12 protein-coding genes and 1 pseudogene (1 of these 13 cut by a window edge) are annotated in these 15,909 nt (G+C 69.9%); 2 read left to right on the top strand and 11 right to left on the bottom strand.

The genetic code is table 11. The annotated features are described in order from the left end of the window. Positions 1–1,399 (bottom strand): annotated as a pseudogene (locus tag E6J58_03105) (methionine synthase) (it extends 2,038 nt beyond the left edge of the window). An 84-nt stretch (positions 1,400–1,483) separates the two neighbouring features. Between E6J58_03105 and E6J58_03100 the strand changes: the two are divergent. Together E6J58_03100 and hemW are read left to right on the top strand one after the other, a co-directional pair. After that, positions 1,484–2,128, top strand: coding sequence for a glutathione S-transferase family protein (locus E6J58_03100; GenBank protein TMB41495.1), 645 nt, complete (start codon positions 1,484–1,486; stop codon positions 2,126–2,128). Then, complete coding sequence (hemW, locus tag E6J58_03095) at positions 2,128–3,279, top strand: radical SAM family heme chaperone HemW (protein ID TMB41494.1); 1,152 nt, start codon at positions 2,128–2,130, stop codon at positions 3,277–3,279. The genes E6J58_03100 and hemW overlap by 1 nt, the downstream gene beginning before the upstream one ends. On the opposite strand, the gene E6J58_03090 is transcribed toward hemW, so the two are convergent. The 10 genes from E6J58_03090 to proB form a co-directional block, all read right to left on the bottom strand. After that, positions 3,276–7,064 carry a hypothetical protein gene (locus tag E6J58_03090; protein ID TMB41493.1) on the bottom strand — a complete coding sequence of 1,263 codons (3,789 nt, stop codon included), beginning with the start codon at positions 7,062–7,064 and terminating at the stop codon, positions 3,276–3,278. The two genes, hemW and E6J58_03090, sit on opposite strands and share 4 nt — an antisense overlap. Further along, complete coding sequence (locus E6J58_03085; GenBank protein TMB41492.1) at positions 7,064–8,713, bottom strand: DUF3857 domain-containing protein; 1,650 nt, start codon at positions 8,711–8,713, stop codon at positions 7,064–7,066. The genes E6J58_03090 and E6J58_03085 overlap by 1 nt, the downstream gene beginning before the upstream one ends. Then, positions 8,707–10,680, bottom strand: a complete 1,974-nt coding sequence (locus E6J58_03080; protein TMB41491.1) for a tetratricopeptide repeat protein — start codon at positions 10,678–10,680, stop codon at positions 8,707–8,709. The genes E6J58_03085 and E6J58_03080 overlap by 7 nt, the downstream gene beginning before the upstream one ends. 150 nt (positions 10,681–10,830) lie before the next feature. Next, positions 10,831–11,553, bottom strand: a complete 723-nt coding sequence (locus E6J58_03075) for a ComF family protein (GenBank protein ID TMB41490.1) — start codon at positions 11,551–11,553, stop codon at positions 10,831–10,833. 50 nt (positions 11,554–11,603) lie between these two features. Then, positions 11,604–11,981 (bottom strand): DUF309 domain-containing protein, encoded by a 378-nt coding sequence (locus E6J58_03070; GenBank protein ID TMB41509.1) that lies wholly within the window; start codon positions 11,979–11,981, stop codon positions 11,604–11,606. A 27-nt stretch (positions 11,982–12,008) separates the two neighbouring features. Continuing rightward, positions 12,009–12,617: a 2,3-bisphosphoglycerate-dependent phosphoglycerate mutase gene (locus tag E6J58_03065; GenBank protein ID TMB41489.1), complete on the bottom strand. Its 609-nt coding sequence runs from the start codon at positions 12,615–12,617 to the stop codon at positions 12,009–12,011. 44 nt (positions 12,618–12,661) lie between these two features. After that, on the bottom strand, positions 12,662–13,090 hold the full coding sequence (locus E6J58_03060; GenBank protein TMB41488.1) for a 23S rRNA (pseudouridine(1915)-N(3))-methyltransferase RlmH: 429 nt from the start codon (positions 13,088–13,090) through the stop codon (positions 12,662–12,664). Then, the gene (gene rsfS / locus E6J58_03055) at positions 13,087–13,512 is read right to left on the bottom strand and encodes a ribosome silencing factor (GenBank protein ID TMB41487.1); all 426 of its coding nucleotides are present in this window, start codon (positions 13,510–13,512) and stop codon (positions 13,087–13,089) included. Before rsfS ends, E6J58_03060 begins: the two co-directional genes overlap by 4 nt. A 20-nt stretch (positions 13,513–13,532) precedes the next feature. After that, positions 13,533–14,750 (bottom strand): glutamate-5-semialdehyde dehydrogenase, encoded by a 1,218-nt coding sequence (locus E6J58_03050; protein ID TMB41486.1) that lies wholly within the window; start codon positions 14,748–14,750, stop codon positions 13,533–13,535. Then, positions 14,747–15,886, bottom strand: coding sequence for a glutamate 5-kinase (proB, locus tag E6J58_03045; protein ID TMB41485.1), 1,140 nt, complete (start codon positions 15,884–15,886; stop codon positions 14,747–14,749). Before proB ends, E6J58_03050 begins: the two co-directional genes overlap by 4 nt. Between the last annotated feature and the right edge of the window lie 23 nt (positions 15,887–15,909).

Below are 15,909 nucleotides of genomic sequence, written 5' to 3'. Positions count from 1 at the left end.
AGGCGCCGTACTGCTTCAGAAGTGGGAACATCCGGTCGATCTTCTCCCACCCGCGCTCGAGGTGGACGGAATTGACGATGCCGATGCCCGGCAGCCATTCCAGAGCGGCGGCGACCACCTCCGGCTCCGTCGAGTCGATGCAGAGCGGTGCTTCGATCTGTCCGGAGAGGACGCGCACGACACGCGTCATCGTGTCCAGCTCGTCGGCGCGCTCGGTCAGCGCCACGCAGACGTCGAGCGCATGTGCGCCGCCTTCCACCTGTTCACGGGCCACGGCGAGGATCCCGGCGATGTCGTTTGCGAGCAGCAGCTCCTTCATCTTCCTGCTGCCCTGCGAGTTGACGCGCTCGCCGATGATCAGCGGTCGTGGCTCCTGGTGGAGCGCCACCGCTTTCAGTCCGCTGGACAGCATCGGGACGCGCCTCGGCGGCTTGCGGGCGGCGCCGGTGCCGCGAATGGCTTCCAGCACCTGCTTCAGATGTGCCGGCGTCGTTCCGCAGCATCCGCCGATGACCGCCAGGCGGAAGTCGCGCACGAAGCGGGCGAGATACTCCGCGAGCTCGCCCGGCTGCAGCGGGTAGATCGCCACGCCTTCGCGGTTCTCCGGGATGCCGGCATTCGGCTGGCAGGAGAGCGGGAGCGGGACGTGCTCGGCGAGCGCCCGGAGAGGATCGACCATCTCGCGAGGTCCGGTGGAACAGTTCAGCCCCATGACGTCGGCGCCGCAGGCCGCGATCATCGCCGCGGCCGACAGCGGCTCGGTGCCGAGCAGCATGCGGCCGGACGGATCGAGGGTGATCTGCGCAATCACCGGGACGCTGCGCCCGGTCTCTTGCATCGCCCGGCGGGCACCGAAGATCTGCGAGCGCAGCTCGAGCAGGTCCTGCGCGGTCTCCGCGATGATGCAGTCGACACCGCCGCGCAGCAGCGAGACCGTCTGTTCGCGGAAGATCTCGGTCAGTTCCGCGGGACTGACGCGTCCGAGATCGGGATCGCTGGAGGAGGGCAGAAATCCGCTCGGCCCGAGCGATCCGGCGACGTAGCGCCGCCGCCCGTCACCGCGCTGGGCGCGGTCGGCTTCCGCTCGCGCGATTCGCGCCGCCTGCTCGTTCACCTCCGCCACGCGGGCGCCCAGCTCGAACTCTTCGAGCTTCGGCCGGCTGCCGCCGAAGGTGTTCGTCTCGACGACGTCGCACCCGACCTCCAAGTACGAGCGGTGCACGCCGGAGACGACGTCGGGACGCGTCAGCGAGAGAATCTCGTTGCACCCCTGCCGGCCTTCGAAGTCCTTGACCGTCAGGTCACCGGCAAGCTGCATCCGCTGCAGGGTCGTGCCCATGGCGCCGTCGAAAACGACGATCCCGCGGGCGATTGCATCGATGAGATCCTTGTCCGCCATCCGAGACCGTACAGATTACCACGCGCCGCGTCGTGATCACGGTCGCTCGCGTTTCGGCGCTGCATCGGTTATCAGGACGCTCCCATGCTCAAGATCGTCGTCGGAAACAAGAAGTACTCCTCCTGGTCGCTCCGCGGCTGGTTGGCGCTCAAGCTCGCCAACGTCCCCTACGAGGAAATCGTCGTTCCCCTCGACATGCCGGACACGGCGCAGCAGATCCGCAAGTACTCGCCGAGCGGACGCGTGCCGGCGCTCATCGACGGCGAGATCACCGTCTGGGATTCCCTGGCGATCGCCGAGTACCTCCACGAGAAGTTTCCCGACAAGCGCCTCTGGCCCAGGGACGCCGCGCAGCGCGCTCGTGCCCGGTCGGTGGCTGCGGAGATGCACGCGGGCTTCGCGAACCTGCGCAACGACTGCTCGATGAAAATCGTCCAGCAGTATCCCTACAAAGCGCTTCGTCCGGAGACGCAGGCGGACGTCGACCGGATCGTCGCCATCTGGCAGGAATGCCTGAATCAGAGCGGCGGTCCCTTCCTCTTCGGGAAGGAACCATGCGTCGCCGACGCGTTCTACGCGCCGGTGGTCTCTCGGTTCCGCACCTATTCGATTCCGGTCTCCGGCGCCGCCAAGTCGTACTGCGACGCGGTCTGGGCGTGGCCGCCGCTGCAAGAGTGGGTCGCCACCGCGCAGCGGGAGACGCTGCGTGCGAAGTTCCACGAGGACTGATGCAGTTCGGCGTCTACATCCACTTCCCGTACTGTCTCTCGAAGTGCCCGTACTGCGATTTCGCGTCTCGCGCCGAAGCGGTGATCCCGCAGCAGCGCTACACCGATTCCGTGGTCCGCGAGCTTCGCGTCCGCGCGGCGCAGTTTCCGGATCGGAAGGCCATCTCCATCTATTTCGGCGGCGGCACGCCGTCGCTGTGGGACCCGACGCAATTCGGGCGCGTGCTCCGGGAGATCCGGTCGCTGTGGTCCGTCGAACCCGAAGCGGAGGTGACGCTCGAGGCGAATCCCGGGACCACCGACGAGGAGAGGTTTGCCGCCTTCCGCGAGCTGGGCGTGAACCGGCTGTCCATCGGCGTGCAGTCGTTCGCGCCGGCGCAACTCGTCGCTCTCGGGCGAAGGCACAGCGGTTCCGACGCAGTGCGCGCGTTCGAGACGGCCCGCGCAGCCGGGTTTCGCAACGTCTCGCTGGACCTCATCCACGGCGCCGAGCGGCAGACGCCGCAGCTTGCCGCCCGGGATGCCGCCGCCGCGGTGGCGCTCGGCCCGGAGCACATCTCCTGCTACGCCCTGACGCTGCACGGGCTCGCCGAAGAAGTGCCGATGGCCAAGGCACTGCGGCGCGGAGAGCTGACGCTTCCGGACGACGAGGTCGTCTCCGAGATGGGCGACGCAGTCCGCGGAGAGCTCGGCAAAGGCGGATACGCCCGGTACGAGATCAGCAATTACGCGAGATCGGGACGAGAGTCGGTCCACAACTCGCTCTACTGGCGCGGAGGCGAGTACGCTGCCGCGGGTTGCGGCGCGTGCGGGTTCCTGCGCCAGGGCGGTGGAGGGCTCCGGTATGCGAACGACCGCTCGCCGGAGCGGTACATGGAGCGCGTCGAGCGCTCCGGCACCGGAGAGGCGTCCTCGGAGCGCATCTCGCCCGAGGACCACCTGCGCGAGCGGATGTTCACGGGACTGCGTCTCGCGGAAGGCATCGATCTGGCCGCGCTGGAGCGCGATCTCGATCTGGCCGTTCGCGAGAGACATGCTGCGGCGATCGGCCGAATCGTCGAGGAAGGACTGGGCTCGCTCGACGGAGCGATCCTCCGGCTCAACGATCGCGGCCTCGATCTACACACCGAAGTGTCATTGCGGTTCTTTTAAGGCGCCACCACCAGCTCCTGCGACTGCGCCTGATCGACGTCGCGCGCGAACGCCGCAAAGGCCGCGTAGCGGTCCGGCTTCACCCTTTGCTGCGGAATCGAGAGCGCTTCCTCGATCACCAGCTTTCCAGCCTCGGCTCGCGCGCTCCACGAGTACGCGCCGAACGGCGTCGCGATGAACAGCGGCTTCGGCAAACCTCGCGGGGACCACGACGGCGGCAGCGCGATGGCCGCGCGCTGCGTGACGATCTCCGGCGAATCGATCAGGAGCGTCACCTGCCGCTCTGCCGTCTGTAGCCACCGGCGCGCCAGGCGCGACGGCACCAGCGCTGCGGGCACGAAGAGCTGCGCGCCATCTCGCCGGGCAAGCTGCACGCGCACCCCGTAGAGCAGCGTCGCCGTCCCGCCGATTTCCGCCTCGCGCTCGATGGCCAGCGATTCCAGCGTCACGCCGCGCAGCCCACGTCCGAGCATCGACTCGACGGCCTGCTTGCGCTGCTCGCCGTCGAGACGCTCCAGCGCGTCCTTGAGCGATGCGGCCTCGAAGCCATGATGCTCGTCGCGGCCGGTCCCGCTCGCGAGGCCCTCGGCGTCGAGCGACAGGCTCAGCTGCAGGCTCCGGCCGTCGCGCTGGTCCGGCAGCGTCTGCGGCAGCTGGAGATAGGCCGCTTCCTCGCCCGGCTCCGGCACCACCCACCCGTCCTGTCCGCGCAGGAACGCCGGAAGCTGGTTGAAGGGAGCCAACCGGTACGAGGGGTCGATCCAAGCCGATCCACCGGGCAGATCGATGCGTAGCACCGCGTAACCGAAGACGTCGCCACGGGGAAACCGGTAGGGAGACGGATCGGAAAGAAACGTGCGCGCGAAGACGATGTGCGAGGGAATCCGGGCCGCTGCGAGCGCCGCCTTCAGCACGACGAGCCGGTTCCCGCGGCCTTGAGCGAGAATGTGCGCGGCGCTCGTCTGGAACTCGGAGCCCGTCGACCGTCCTCTCACCGCCTGCGCGACCGACGCGTAGATCTTTCGCGCCGTATCCTCGACGCCCGCGCCCGTCGACCGCTTCGCCAGCTCTGCCGTGGCGCTGCCGGAACGGGTCCGCAACAGCGCCCAGTCCGCCAACGAGCGCATCAGCTCCTTCTGCCCGGAGCCGGTTCCCAATTGCACCCAGGGCATCACCTCGCTCTCCGGGACCTGATGCGGCTCGGGCTGGAGCGGCTTTACGTCGCGCGCGGAGTAGCGGAAACGGAAACCGTCGGCATCGCGGGTCAGCGCACCCTGCGGAAGCTGCACGTTGTGCGCGTCGATCTCCGGCGGCGCGGGCGTGCGGGTCTCGTACGTCGACTCGCCCATCGGCGTCTCGTCGTCGCGAAAGAAAAAGGCGCCGAGCGAGTATCCGGGCATCTCCGGACCCCGCGGCGCGATTCCGCGCAGGTAGTCGGTCTCGACCGCGTCGCCGGGCTCGAGCCCGGGCAGACTGATGCCTTCCTTCTCGGGAATCGATTCCGGCTCGAGCACGCGCCCGTCGGCCTTCAACGTGCGCAGCCGGAGCACCTGGGCATCGGCGGGAAGCTGCGCCTCGCCAAACTTCGTGATCCCCTTCTTGTCGAAGACCCGCGCCACGGTGTGGACGCGCTCGACTCCGCCGCCGTCTGGAAACATCTGCACAGCGCCGAAATCGAGCAGCCGCACGGCGCTCGCCCCCGGAGGCGCTTCCTTCGAGGCCTTCACCAGCGCCGCGCCGTCGCGGTCGCTCCAGGAGAGGAGACGCCGGCCTTCGTCGAGCGCGATCTGCTGGCGCACCTGCAGATCCCCTGGAGCGAGGCGGAGCGCAGCGTTCCGCGCCTGGGCAGCGGCTTTCGCCTCGCCGAGGAGCTCGAGCGCATTCGCGAGGCGTCGCAGCGGCTCGGCGCTCCGCGGCGCCAAAGCGGCAGCGCCCCGAATCGAAGCGACGGCGGCAGCGAGCTCCTTGCGTGCCGACTGTATCTCCGCGAGCTGTTCCAGGCGCCCCGGCTGCGCCGGTCGCTGAGCCGCGGCGAGCCTCAGCAATTGCTCGGCCCGCGCGAGGTCGCCGCGGGTGCGTGCCACCTGCGCCGCCGCCGACTCTCCGTCGGCGCATCCGACGAGCGCTTCGCCGTACTTTCCCTGGTCGGAGAGCGATCCTCCGCGCCGCGACAGGTCGAGCAAGAGTTGCAGCGTGTCGCAGCGCCCCGGAACCGCCCGCAGCGCTTCCTCCGCGCGCGCCCTCGCGCCCGCCGAGTTTCCTCGCGCGTCGAGGAGCCGCGCACGCGCAACCAGCATCCGGGCGGACGGCGGCGCCTTCTGTTCGCGCAGGATGGCTTCCGCCCGGTCCAGGTCCTGCGCGGCATCGTCGTACCGCTCGGAGTCGCGCTCCAGCGCCGCCGCGGTGAGCCGTGCGCGGACCAGCAGCGGATCCTTGCGCGCCGCCTCGCCGAGGTCAGCCAAGGCACGCGCCCGGGCGATCCGATCCGGCACCTCCGGGTCGTGCAGGAGCTGCTGGGCCCGCAGTGCGAGCGCGGGCGCGCCGTTTGCCGAGAGCGTCACGGCGCGGTCCACGGCGGCGCGGGACGCAGCGCGATCGTCTCCCATCTCGGCCCGCGCCAGGAGCCACGCCGCGAGCGCGTCGAAGGGATCCTCTTCCAGCATCGCAGCGGCGGCGGCGCGCAGATCCGCGCGATCCTTCCATGCCGACGCCGCGACGCACGCCTGGCCGAGCTCGCAGGTCGCGGCGGCGCGCGCTCCCGACAAGGCGGCCGGCGCGGTGCTGGTCAGGTCGGAGACGTCGCCGTCTGCGCGCGCCAGCGTGATGCGGAACCGGTTCCCTTCGGCGCGGCTCCAGCGGACCAGCAGGTGATGGCTGCCCGGCGCGAGGCGCACGGCCGCCGTCTGCGCGCGTGGGCTCTCCATCGGATAGGGAACCCGGGCGATCACCACGGCGCCGTCGAGCCGGGCCTCCAGCGCCGCGGCGCCTTCCACCCAGAGCAGGTACTCTCCTCCGCGCTCCAGAGCGATCTCGCTCGCCGCATAGAAGACGTCACCCTCGGCCGGCTCGAAGTCGAGACCTGCGTCGCCGTCCGGAAACTCGAGCGCTCGATCATTCATCGCGACTGTGGCAGCGACGCGCCCATCGAGCGCGAGCGTCTGGCGCAGATCGAACAGGCGGAGCGCGGCGAACGGACCTCCGACCCGCCATCGCTGCACGGTTCCCACGGCCCGCCAGGCAGCCACCTCGATCGCGGGGCCGGCCGCAAGTGCGGCTCGCCTCGCGGCGATCCGAGCCGCGGCCTCCCTGACGAGCCGCGCCGCCCGCGGGGCAACGGGCGCTTTCAGCGCGCGCGCCGCCTCAGAGATGAGGTTGTCGACCTGAGGCGAGTCGCCCTCCAGATCGAGGAGGCGCACTGCGGCGAGCTCGGCAACGGGATCGGTCGGAGCGGCCTGCAGCGCGGCGACGAACGATCGCGTGGCGGTCAGCGAGTCGATGCGGTCTTCCGCAATCTCTCCAAGTCCCGCCAGGGCGAGCGCGCGCTGGGCCGGGGTTCCCGTTCGTGACGCCGGCTCCAGCTCCCGGAGCGCACCGCTGGCGTCCGAGGCTGTCAAGTAACGCAGCCATCCTGCGCGGGCGAGCTGGGACGGGTCCTTCTGCGCCGCGGTCTCCGCCTGCTCGAGCCTGCGCCGCGCATCGTCCGGATTCCAGCGAGGAGGCTCGGCGCGACGGGCGCCCGAGGCGCAGCCCGCGACAAGCAGGACCGCGAAGACTTCCGTTCGCATCAACGCGCAGCCGTCTGCGCCGGCGGCGTCGCCTCCACGCGCCGCTGCAGCGCATCGTCGAGCCGCCCGAGGAACGCGCGGAACCGCGCATAGTCCGCCGGCTGCAGGACGCCGCCGTTCAACGTCAGCGTCAGGCGCGCGACGACCCTTCCCTGCTCGCGGGTGAAGGCGATCTCGTACGAGCCTTGCGGCCCAGTCTCCCGCGCGCCTTCCGGCATCGTCGCCGTCCATCCCGCGGGCAGCTCGACCTCGGACTCGACCACCGTGCGCTGCGCCAGCGGGAGGCGCTGGGGAAGCAACCGCTTCGAGAGCTGTGCGTAGGTCTCGACGAAGCTCTGGCGGTGTCCGAAGGGCCCGAACTGCAGGCCGTCGCCCTTCGGATAGGCAAAGCCCGTGGCGGTTGCTGTGATCTGGGTCTCGAACGGCTTTTCGATGTCGTGGGGATCGGATACGGACACCGCCGTCACCTTGACGTTCGGGAACGCGGCGCGCGCGAGCTGTTCCTGCGCCCGCGCCTGGCGCTCGTCGGCGGGCTCGAACACGCGCCGCAGCTCCGCCGTCCAGGCGCCGCGGGCGCTCGCCTTGACCTCGACCGCTGCGCTTCCGTCGGGACGGAGGTGGGCCGAGATCCGCGTCTCGTCGAAATTGTCCGCGGGGGTCGCGTCAGGGGTGCGGAAGAATTTCGACCCGCCCTCGGGCTCCACCACCAGCACCTCCGCCCCGCGGTCGTCGCCCGGCAACTCGCCGGACCCGTGGAACTCAGCCGTTCCGTCGAGGAACAGGTGGTGCCTGGGGACGTAGAGGATGGCGTGATTGAACACCGCCAGGGACGCGGGCGCCTCGTCGATGCCGCCGAGACGCTTCATCCGCAGCAATGTCAGCCGCGAGTCGATGCCCAGCGACTCGAGCATCGCGTGCATCAGCGAGGCCTTGTCCTTGCAGTCGCCGAAGCGGCGGGCGAGGATCGTCTCCACCGGGTAGGGCTTGAAGGAATTGATTCCGAACTCGAGGCCGACGTACCGGGTACGCGAGACGACGAAGTCGTATACGGCGCGGATGCGCGCCGCTTCGTCGCCGTCCGGAATTCCCTTCACCGCTTCCTGCGCCGCTGCGCGAACGTCGTCGGTGACGCGCAGCTGGTCCTTGACCAGGCCCCAGTAGAAGCGGCCCACGTCCTCCCAGGTCTTGTAGGTGGAGACGTGAACGTACGCGAGCATCTCGCTGTATCCAGGCATCGACGGCTCGGGAACGAGCTTGGGCACGTCCCGCGCCGTCCATCGACGCCAGCTGCCGCCATCCGCCGACCTTCCCTCGCCGTGGACCAGGCCCTTCAGCGGCGTCGCGCTTGCGTAGAAGGTGCGCCCCGGCGGACCGAGCAGGACGTAATCCGAGACGCGGCGCGTCTGCGTCGACTGCAGATAGGAGAAATCGCCGAAGTAGTCGGCGAAGAAGTTCGAGCCGGAATCGTCGGTGCGCGTGATCAGCTCCAGCACGTCACCCGGCTCGAGCTGGGAGAACCCGACCACGCGGGCCCGGAGATCGTAGTAGAGCCCGTACCAGGGCTCGGAGAGATTGCGCTCCCCTTCCGACTTGCTCTCCAGGACGCTGCCGTCCTTGCGATAGATGCGCGCGCGCTCGACCTTCACCACCTGCCGATCAGGCGAGTACTGCCCCGCAGGATGAGCTGGCGCGTGCGCGAGGAGAGCCCGTTCGCGAACACCTTCACCACCGAGAGGTCCGCCAGCACTTCCACGTCCTCGCCTGCGAGCGGCTTCAGCTTCGCCAGCTCCTTCGCGTCGTACAAGTAGGCCGCCGCGTACTGCTCCTCGGGACGCACGGACCGGACCAGCTCGCGCAGCGCCGGGTTCTGGGGCCGCAGCGAAAGCGCGCGGGTGAACGCGGCCAGCGCGCCCGAGTCGTCCTTCAGCCGCAGGCGGTGGCGGCCGAGCTGCTCGTGCGGCTCGGGATCGTCCGGCGCGAGCGTGATCGCCTGCGCATACGCCTTGCTCGCCTCGTTTGCGCGCCCGTTCTCGGAGAGCAGCTCGGCAGCGCGCAGGCGCGGATACAGCGTGGCGGGTTCGATGGCGAGCGTCTCGCCCAGGAGCTTCAGTGCATCGTTCAGCTCGCCGCGGTCGAGCGCCAGCGAGACCAGGTCTCCGCGCGCTTCCGCGTCGTCGAATCGCAGTGCCAGCGCCTGCTTCAGCTCCGTGGCGGCGTCTTCGCTGCGGCCGAGCCGCCGGTACGCTCCGGCAGCGGCGCGACGGGCGCGAGCCAGATCGGGCCGTACCTTCGCCGTCTCGATGCGAAGCAGCGATGCGCGCGCGGAGAGGCCGACGCCGTCGAGCGCCCGAGCTTCGGTCAGCATGGGATCGATCGACTGCGGAGCGGACGCGCGCGCCTTGCGCGCCAGCTCCAGCGCCGCCCAGCCTTCGCCGCGATCGAGCCGGTAATTGGCGAGTGCGTCGAGAAGCGCGGCGTTGTCCGGGTGGGCTGCCAACGCCGTCTCCAGCGCCGCGCGGCGCTTGTTGGCGTCGCGATCCTCGAGGCGGGCGAATCGAAGCGCCGCTTCCGGGTCCGTGGACGCGACGTCCATGACGCGCTCCATCGCACGCAGCGGCATGCGCTCCGTTTCGTCGGTCGGCTGGCGCCACTGGAGGGCGATGGCGAGGTCCTCCTGCGCACGGGCGTCGCGTGGATGCAGGGCCGCGGCCTTGCGCAGCTCGTCGAACGCGTCCGCGGGCTTGTTCGCGGGCGTTGCACGCTTCCGCCCGGCTTCGGACGCCGCGGCGAAAGCGATCGCTTTCGACTCCGGCGACCGGGCGTCGCGCGCCAGGGAGACGAGGGGCGCGTCCTTCCCATCCGCCACCCGCAGCGAGAAGCCGAGACGCCCGTGGTTGTGCGCGACTTTCACCAGAAGGAAGTTGTCTCCGGCGTTCAGCTCGGCGGAGAACGTCTTCTGATCGAAGCGCGAGGGGTGAACGGCCGCGTCCTCGTGGACGAGCTTGCCGTTGAGCCAGACACGCGTCGCGCCGCTAGCGCCGAGGTGGAAGAGCACCCCCTGCGCCTGCGCCGAGCGAAGCACGGTCGCGGCATACACGGCCACGTCGGACCGCGGGTACACGGCGGCGGAGAGGTCGACGAATCCGTAAGGAGCGTGACCCCTGGCGAGGGCGCGCCAGGCCACGTCGTGCTCCTTGCCCCGGTAGACCGCCTTCGGGTCGAAGCCTTCCTTCTCCGGCGGGTATGCCGTCGTCAGGCCGCTGCGCCCGTCGTTCTCGAACGGACCGATGACGCTCCAGGTCCGGATTGGCGCGACACCGTCGAACAGCGCGGTCGCGCGGGGAAGCTGTCCCCGTGCGATCGCCAGCTCGCCCAGCATCTCCGCGGCGAGCGCGCGCACGTCTGCGCGCGCCTTGGGCGATGTGGACGCTTTTTCCAGCGTCAGCAGGAGCGCGCTCTGATCTCCCCTTTCCTCGCGCCGCTCGTAGAGGCGGTAGAGGTCGGCGACCGCCTGCGGCCGATCCAGCCCCGAAAGCACGCGAGCCTGGAGCGCAGGTGTGCTCTCGTCGAGCGGGGCGACGAGGGCGAGCGCGGCGGCGAGAAGAAGGCTGTGCATGCGTTCGGGCTCCCGAGGGGCGAGCGAAGCGAGCCCACCCACCCCGAAGCAACGGTGGGTCGGCTAGCCTCATTCCAAGGGTCCGCCAAATCGTGCTGTAACGCGTCAAGGGCCCGTCCGCCAATCCTTCGGGCATGCGGCCGTTCACTCCTACGGAGCGCGCGCGAGCGTGCGCACCTCTACCCGCGCCGCGCCGGCGTCGAGCAGGGCGCCCGCCGCCGCAGACGCTGTCGCACCGGTCGTGAGCACGTCGTCGATGAGGCAGACGCGCGCGCCGAGGACGTCCCCCTTCGCGGCGAAGGCGCCGCGAACGCTCCGCTCTCGCGCTGTGCGGTCGCGTCCGACCTGTTGCCCCGTCTCGCGTACCCGCCGCAGCAGCGGCGCGACCGGAAGGTGGAACCGCTTCGAGGCGCCATCGGCGAGCAGACGCGCCTGGTCGTACCCGCGCTGCCGCAGCCGGCGCGGATGCAGCGGGATGGGCACCAGCACGTCCGACTTTGGCACTGCGCAGGCCTCGAACAGGACGCCCAGCGCCGATCCGAGATCCTCGCGTCTCTGGTACTTCAGCCGATAGATCGCTTCCGCCAGGGCTCCACCGTGCAAGTACGGTGCGCCGGCAAGCACGAATCGTGGCGGACAAGCGCGGCAATGCGGGCACCGGCGCGGCTTGAGAGCCGGAAGCAGCGATTCGTCCTGGGGAACTCCGCAAACGGGGCATCCCGCCGGCACCGGGATCAGCGTCTCCGCGCAGAGGGCGCAGAACGGCGAGTCGCCAGGTGCGTCGCAGGCCGCGCAGCGCGCGGGGAACACGAGATCCAGGACTCCGAGCGCAATGCGCCGAAGCCGCAGCGAAATGGACACCGTTCCCGCCACCCCCGGTCGGGTGAGCGTCAGTGCACTGGGCGGGCCAAATTTTTTTGAATCTATTTTTTCTGGGCCGGCGGAGGTGGACGCAGCAAGACGACGGGGGGCATGAGGCTGCGGTGCAGGTCGGCGACCTCTCCGGCCCTCCAGCGCTCCGCCTCCGTCAGCATCCGACGGAGAGCGCCGAGAAAACCGCGAGTCTCGACGCCGAGGAAGTCCGGCGGCGCCGCCTCGAGCTTGTCCAGCGCCGTGGTGAGGAGCTTCACGCACCCGCGCGGCTGGCGCTGCACGAACGCCTTGTGCCCCGCGGCGGCCACCTGGATGAGTCCTTGGACGAACAGCCTCGGCTCGTCGTCGAGCGCCAGCCACAGCTCTTCCCACGCCTCGTGCGCTTCCCAATGCAGCCCGCGGTTGAAGAGGTCCGCTCCGCGCGCCAGCGCTTCCCAGGGCGGCGCCACGGAGGTTCAGCCGAGGATGCGCTTCGACTGCACGGTCGTGCCGTCCTGCGCCATCTCGTACACGAGAGGAGCGCCGGTCGCGAGCTCGAGCGCGATCACCTGCTCGCCGGTGAGCCGGTCGAGCTGCATCACGATGCTGCGGTTCGAGTTGCCGTGCGCGACCACCAGCACGTTCTTTCCCAGCCGCAGGTCGCCCGCGATGCAGCGGTCGAAGAAGGGCAGCGTCCGTTTCGCGGTCAGCTCCAGGGACTCGCCGTTCGGAGGCGGCACGTCGTACGAGCGGCGCCAGAGCTTCACCTGCGCGGCGCCGTACCGCTTCGCGGTGTCCTCCTTGTTCAGGCCCTGCAGGTCGCCGTAGTGGCGCTCGTTGAGCGCCTGGTCGCGAATGATCGGCATCCGCGCGCCCATGGTCTCCAGGATGATGCGCAGGGTCTCCTCCGCGCGCGAGAGCACGGAGGTATAGGCGAGGTCGAATCGGAACCCCTTCAGGAGCTCGCCCGCGCGGCGCGCTTCCGTTTCGCCCTTCTCCGTCAGCGGCACGTCCACCCAGCCCGTGAACCGGTTCTCGAGGTTCCAGAGCGACTGGCCATGGCGCACGAGGACGAGGGTGGGCATGGGCCGCGCTTCTACACAGCGACCTCGCATCGCGCAAGGAGCGCTCACTTGTGGTACGGCGCTCCGCGCAGGATCTCGAATGCGCGGTAGAGCTGCTCGAGCACGATCACGCGCGCCAGCCGATGCGGCAGCGTCAGCGGCGAGAGGCTCCAGACGAAATGCGCCTCTTCTCGGACCCGCGAGGCCAGGCCTTCGTCGCCGCCGATGCACAGGGTCAGCTCCTGCGCGGTATCGCGCAGCTTTTCCAGCCGCTGTGAAAGCTGTGTCGAGCCGAGCAGCGTCCCTCGCTCGTCGAGCACCCACAGCTCTCCGCGGATCTTGCCGAGCAGGGTTCCGGCCTCGCGCTCGGGCCCTTCGGCGCGCAGCTCCAACAGCGTCAGCTCGGCGGAGCGGCGGATCCGCCCCGCGTACTCTTCTGCCAGCTCCGCGGTGGGCCCTTTGTCCTTGCCCACCGAGAGCACCCGGATCTTCACTCCACCTCGATGCGTGGAGCGTCGGCCCAGAGCCCTTCCAGATCGTAGTGGGCCCGCTCGTCCCCGTGGAAGACGTGCACCACCACGTCGCCGAAGTCGAGCAGCACCCAGCGGCCCCCCCGCTGCCCTTCGCTGCCGATCACGCGGTGCCCGTTCGTGGTCAGCTCCTTCTCGACGCTCTCGGCGATGGCCTCGAGCTGCCGATCGCTGCCGCCGCTGCCGATGACGAGAAAGTCCGTGTATCCGGACACCCCCCGCAGGTCGAGCACCACCACGTCCTCCGCCTTCTTTTCCAAGGCGGCGCGGGCGGCAGCCACGGCGGTTCGCTGCGACTCTTCGTCTACGCGTGCGGCCGCTCTGGCCGCGGCGCGTTCGGGACCTGCTTGCTGGCGGGACAACGCGATCTGCGTGGGGCTTCTCATCCTCTTGCTTCCTCCCTTGTTCATGAACGGACCTGACCGTCTCCCCGGACCACGTAGCGCGTGGAGGTGAGCTCCCTCAGGCCCATCGGACCGTACGCGTGCAGCTTGCTGGTACTGATGCCGATCTCGGCGCCGAGGCCCAGCTCGCCGCCGTCGTTGAAGCGCGTGCTCGCGTTCCAGAGAACGCAGCTGGCGTCGACTTCATTCAGGAACCGCTCCGCAAGCCGCGGGTCCCGCGTGACGATCGCCTCCGTATGCCGGCTCCCGTAACGTGCGACGTGCCGCAGCGCTTCATCGATGTCGTCCACGACGGCCACCGCGAGCTTCAGATCGAGGAACTCGCGTCCGAAGTCGTCGGCCATGGCCGCGATGCCGCCCTTCACCAAGGGCAGCGCGCGCTCGTCGCACCGCAGCTCGACGCCGGCGTCCCGGAGCGCCGCCGACATCCGCGGCAGCGCTTCGCCCGCGATTCGCGCGTCCACCAGCAGGCACTCGAGCGCGTTGCAGACTCCGGGCCGCTGCGCCTTGGCATTGACGGCGATGTTCGTCGCCATCTGGAGATCTGCATCCGGAGCCACATACAGGTGACAGACGCCCTGGTAGTGCTTGATGACGGGGACCCGGGCGCGCTCGGCGACGAAGCGGATCAGAGAAGGGCCGCCCCGCGGAATGCAGAGATCGATGTGCTCGTCGAGCTGCAGCAGCTCGTCGAGGAGCATGCGATCAGGTGGCACCAGCTGCACCGCGTCCTCGGGAAAACACCCAGTGATCGCCGCGTTCGTCTGCAGCGCTTCGGAGCCGCCGCGGAGGAGCGACGCATTTCCGCTGCGCAGGCACAGCGCCGCCGCCTCCGCGGTCACGTTCGGCCGCGATTCGTAGATCATCAGGATCACCCCGAGCGGTGCACGGACGCGCTCGACGCGCAGGCCGTTCGGACGGGTCTGCGACTCGACGATCTCGCCCACGGGGTCGGGCAACGCGGCGACCTCGCGCATCGCGCTGGCCATGGCCCGCAGTCGTTTCGGGTCCAGCCGAAGGCGGTCGACGAACGCCGCCGGCTGGGTCGACGCCCGCGCCACGTCCACCTCGTTCGCCCCGAGGATGTCCGGAGCGCGCGCTTCCAGGGCATCCGCCGCCTCGAGCACCAGCTTGCGCCGGTCGCGGCGAAGCAGGTCGCGCGCCGCGATTTTTGCACGGTGGGCGAGCTCGAGAGCGGCGAGCTTCCGCTCCGCGCTCACTGCGTCACCACCAGGTCGTCGCGGTGCACGACGCAGTCGAGCAGGCGGTATCCGAGCGCCGCTTCGATCTCCGCGCTCCTGCGGCCGACGATGCGCCTCACCTCGTCGGCCGAGTACACCGCGAGTCCGCGCGCAAACGGCGTGCCGTCGAGCGTGGAGATCTCCACCGGGTCACCGGAGGCGAAGGTGCCGCGTACCTCCCGGACTCCCGACGGCAGCAGGCTCTTCTTCCGCTCGATCACCGCCGCCCGGGCGCCGTCGTCGACGCGCAGCTCGCCGCGCGCCTTGAGGTCGAGCATCCAGCGCTTGCGCAACCGGCGGCGCTCCCCTTGCGCGGAGACGACAGTGCCGACGTCTTCTCCGGCGAGCAGCTTCGTCAGGATGCCAGGCTCGCCGGGGACGATGGCGCAGGGGATGCCGGCTTCCGACGCCCGACGCGCGGCGCGCAGCTTGGTCAGCATGCCGCCGCTGCCCAGACCCGTGCCGGGATCGCCTGCCAGCGCCTCCTCTGCGGCGCTGATGCGCTCCAGATGCGAAATGCGCTCCGCCTTGGCGTCCAGCCGTGGATCGGAGGTGTAGACGCCGCCGGCGTCCGTGAGGATGACCAGCAGATCGGCCTCGACCAGGTCGACGACCATCGCCGCCAGGGCGTCGTTGTCACCGAACTTGATCTCCTCCACGCTGACCGTGTCGTTCTCGTTGATCACCGGGACGACGTTGCGCGAGAGCAGCTCGGCCAGCGCGCGCCGCGCGTTCAGGTACCGGCCCCGGTCCGCGATGTCGGCGTGCGTGAGGAGGACCTGCGCGCACTGCAGTCCACGCCGTTCCAATTCGTCGTCGTAGAGTCGCATCAGCCGGCTCTGGCCGGCCGCCGCCGCTGCCTGCTTGAGCGCCATCTCTTGTGGCCGCTGCTTCAGCTCCAGCCGCTCGACACCGAGCGCAACGGCGCCGCTGGAGACGACGACGGGCGTGCGGCCCTGGGCAACGGCCGCCAGATCGTCGCAGAGGCGCGCGAACTTCTGTCGGTCCAGCGATGGGGGGCCTGCTTTCCCGGCCGCCCCGGCGAGCACCGCCGAGCCGATCTTGATCACCGGCCTTCGGCAGCGCGCGAAAGAGGAGCGGAGGGAGTTGGTCATCAGGCTCGTCTGTCCAAATGTAG

It is taken from the genome of Deltaproteobacteria bacterium (genome assembly GCA_005879535.1).
Taxonomy (GTDB): domain Bacteria; phylum Myxococcota; class Myxococcia; order Myxococcales; family 40CM-4-68-19; genus 40CM-4-68-19.
This window is presented reverse-complemented; position numbering and strand designations above follow the sequence as displayed.

Bases quoted from the DNA above. Each gene is read 5' to 3' on its own strand.
- E6J58_03065 (TMB41489.1), bottom strand. From the start codon at position 12,617: ATGCCCACCCTCGTCCTCGTGCGCCATGGCCAGTCGCTCTGGAACCTC.
- E6J58_03090 (TMB41493.1), bottom strand. From the start codon at position 7,064: ATGCGAACGGAAGTCTTCGCGGTCCTGCTTGTCGCGGGCTGCGCCTCG.
- hemW (TMB41494.1), top strand. From the start codon at position 2,128: ATGCAGTTCGGCGTCTACATCCACTTCCCGTACTGTCTCTCGAAGTGC.
- E6J58_03080 (TMB41491.1), bottom strand. From the start codon at position 10,680: ATGCACAGCCTTCTTCTCGCCGCCGCGCTCGCCCTCGTCGCCCCGCTC.
- proB (TMB41485.1), bottom strand. From the start codon at position 15,886: ATGACCAACTCCCTCCGCTCCTCTTTCGCGCGCTGCCGAAGGCCGGTG.
- E6J58_03100 (TMB41495.1), top strand. From the start codon at position 1,484: ATGCTCAAGATCGTCGTCGGAAACAAGAAGTACTCCTCCTGGTCGCTC.
- rsfS (TMB41487.1), bottom strand. From the start codon at position 13,512: ATGAGAAGCCCCACGCAGATCGCGTTGTCCCGCCAGCAAGCAGGTCCC.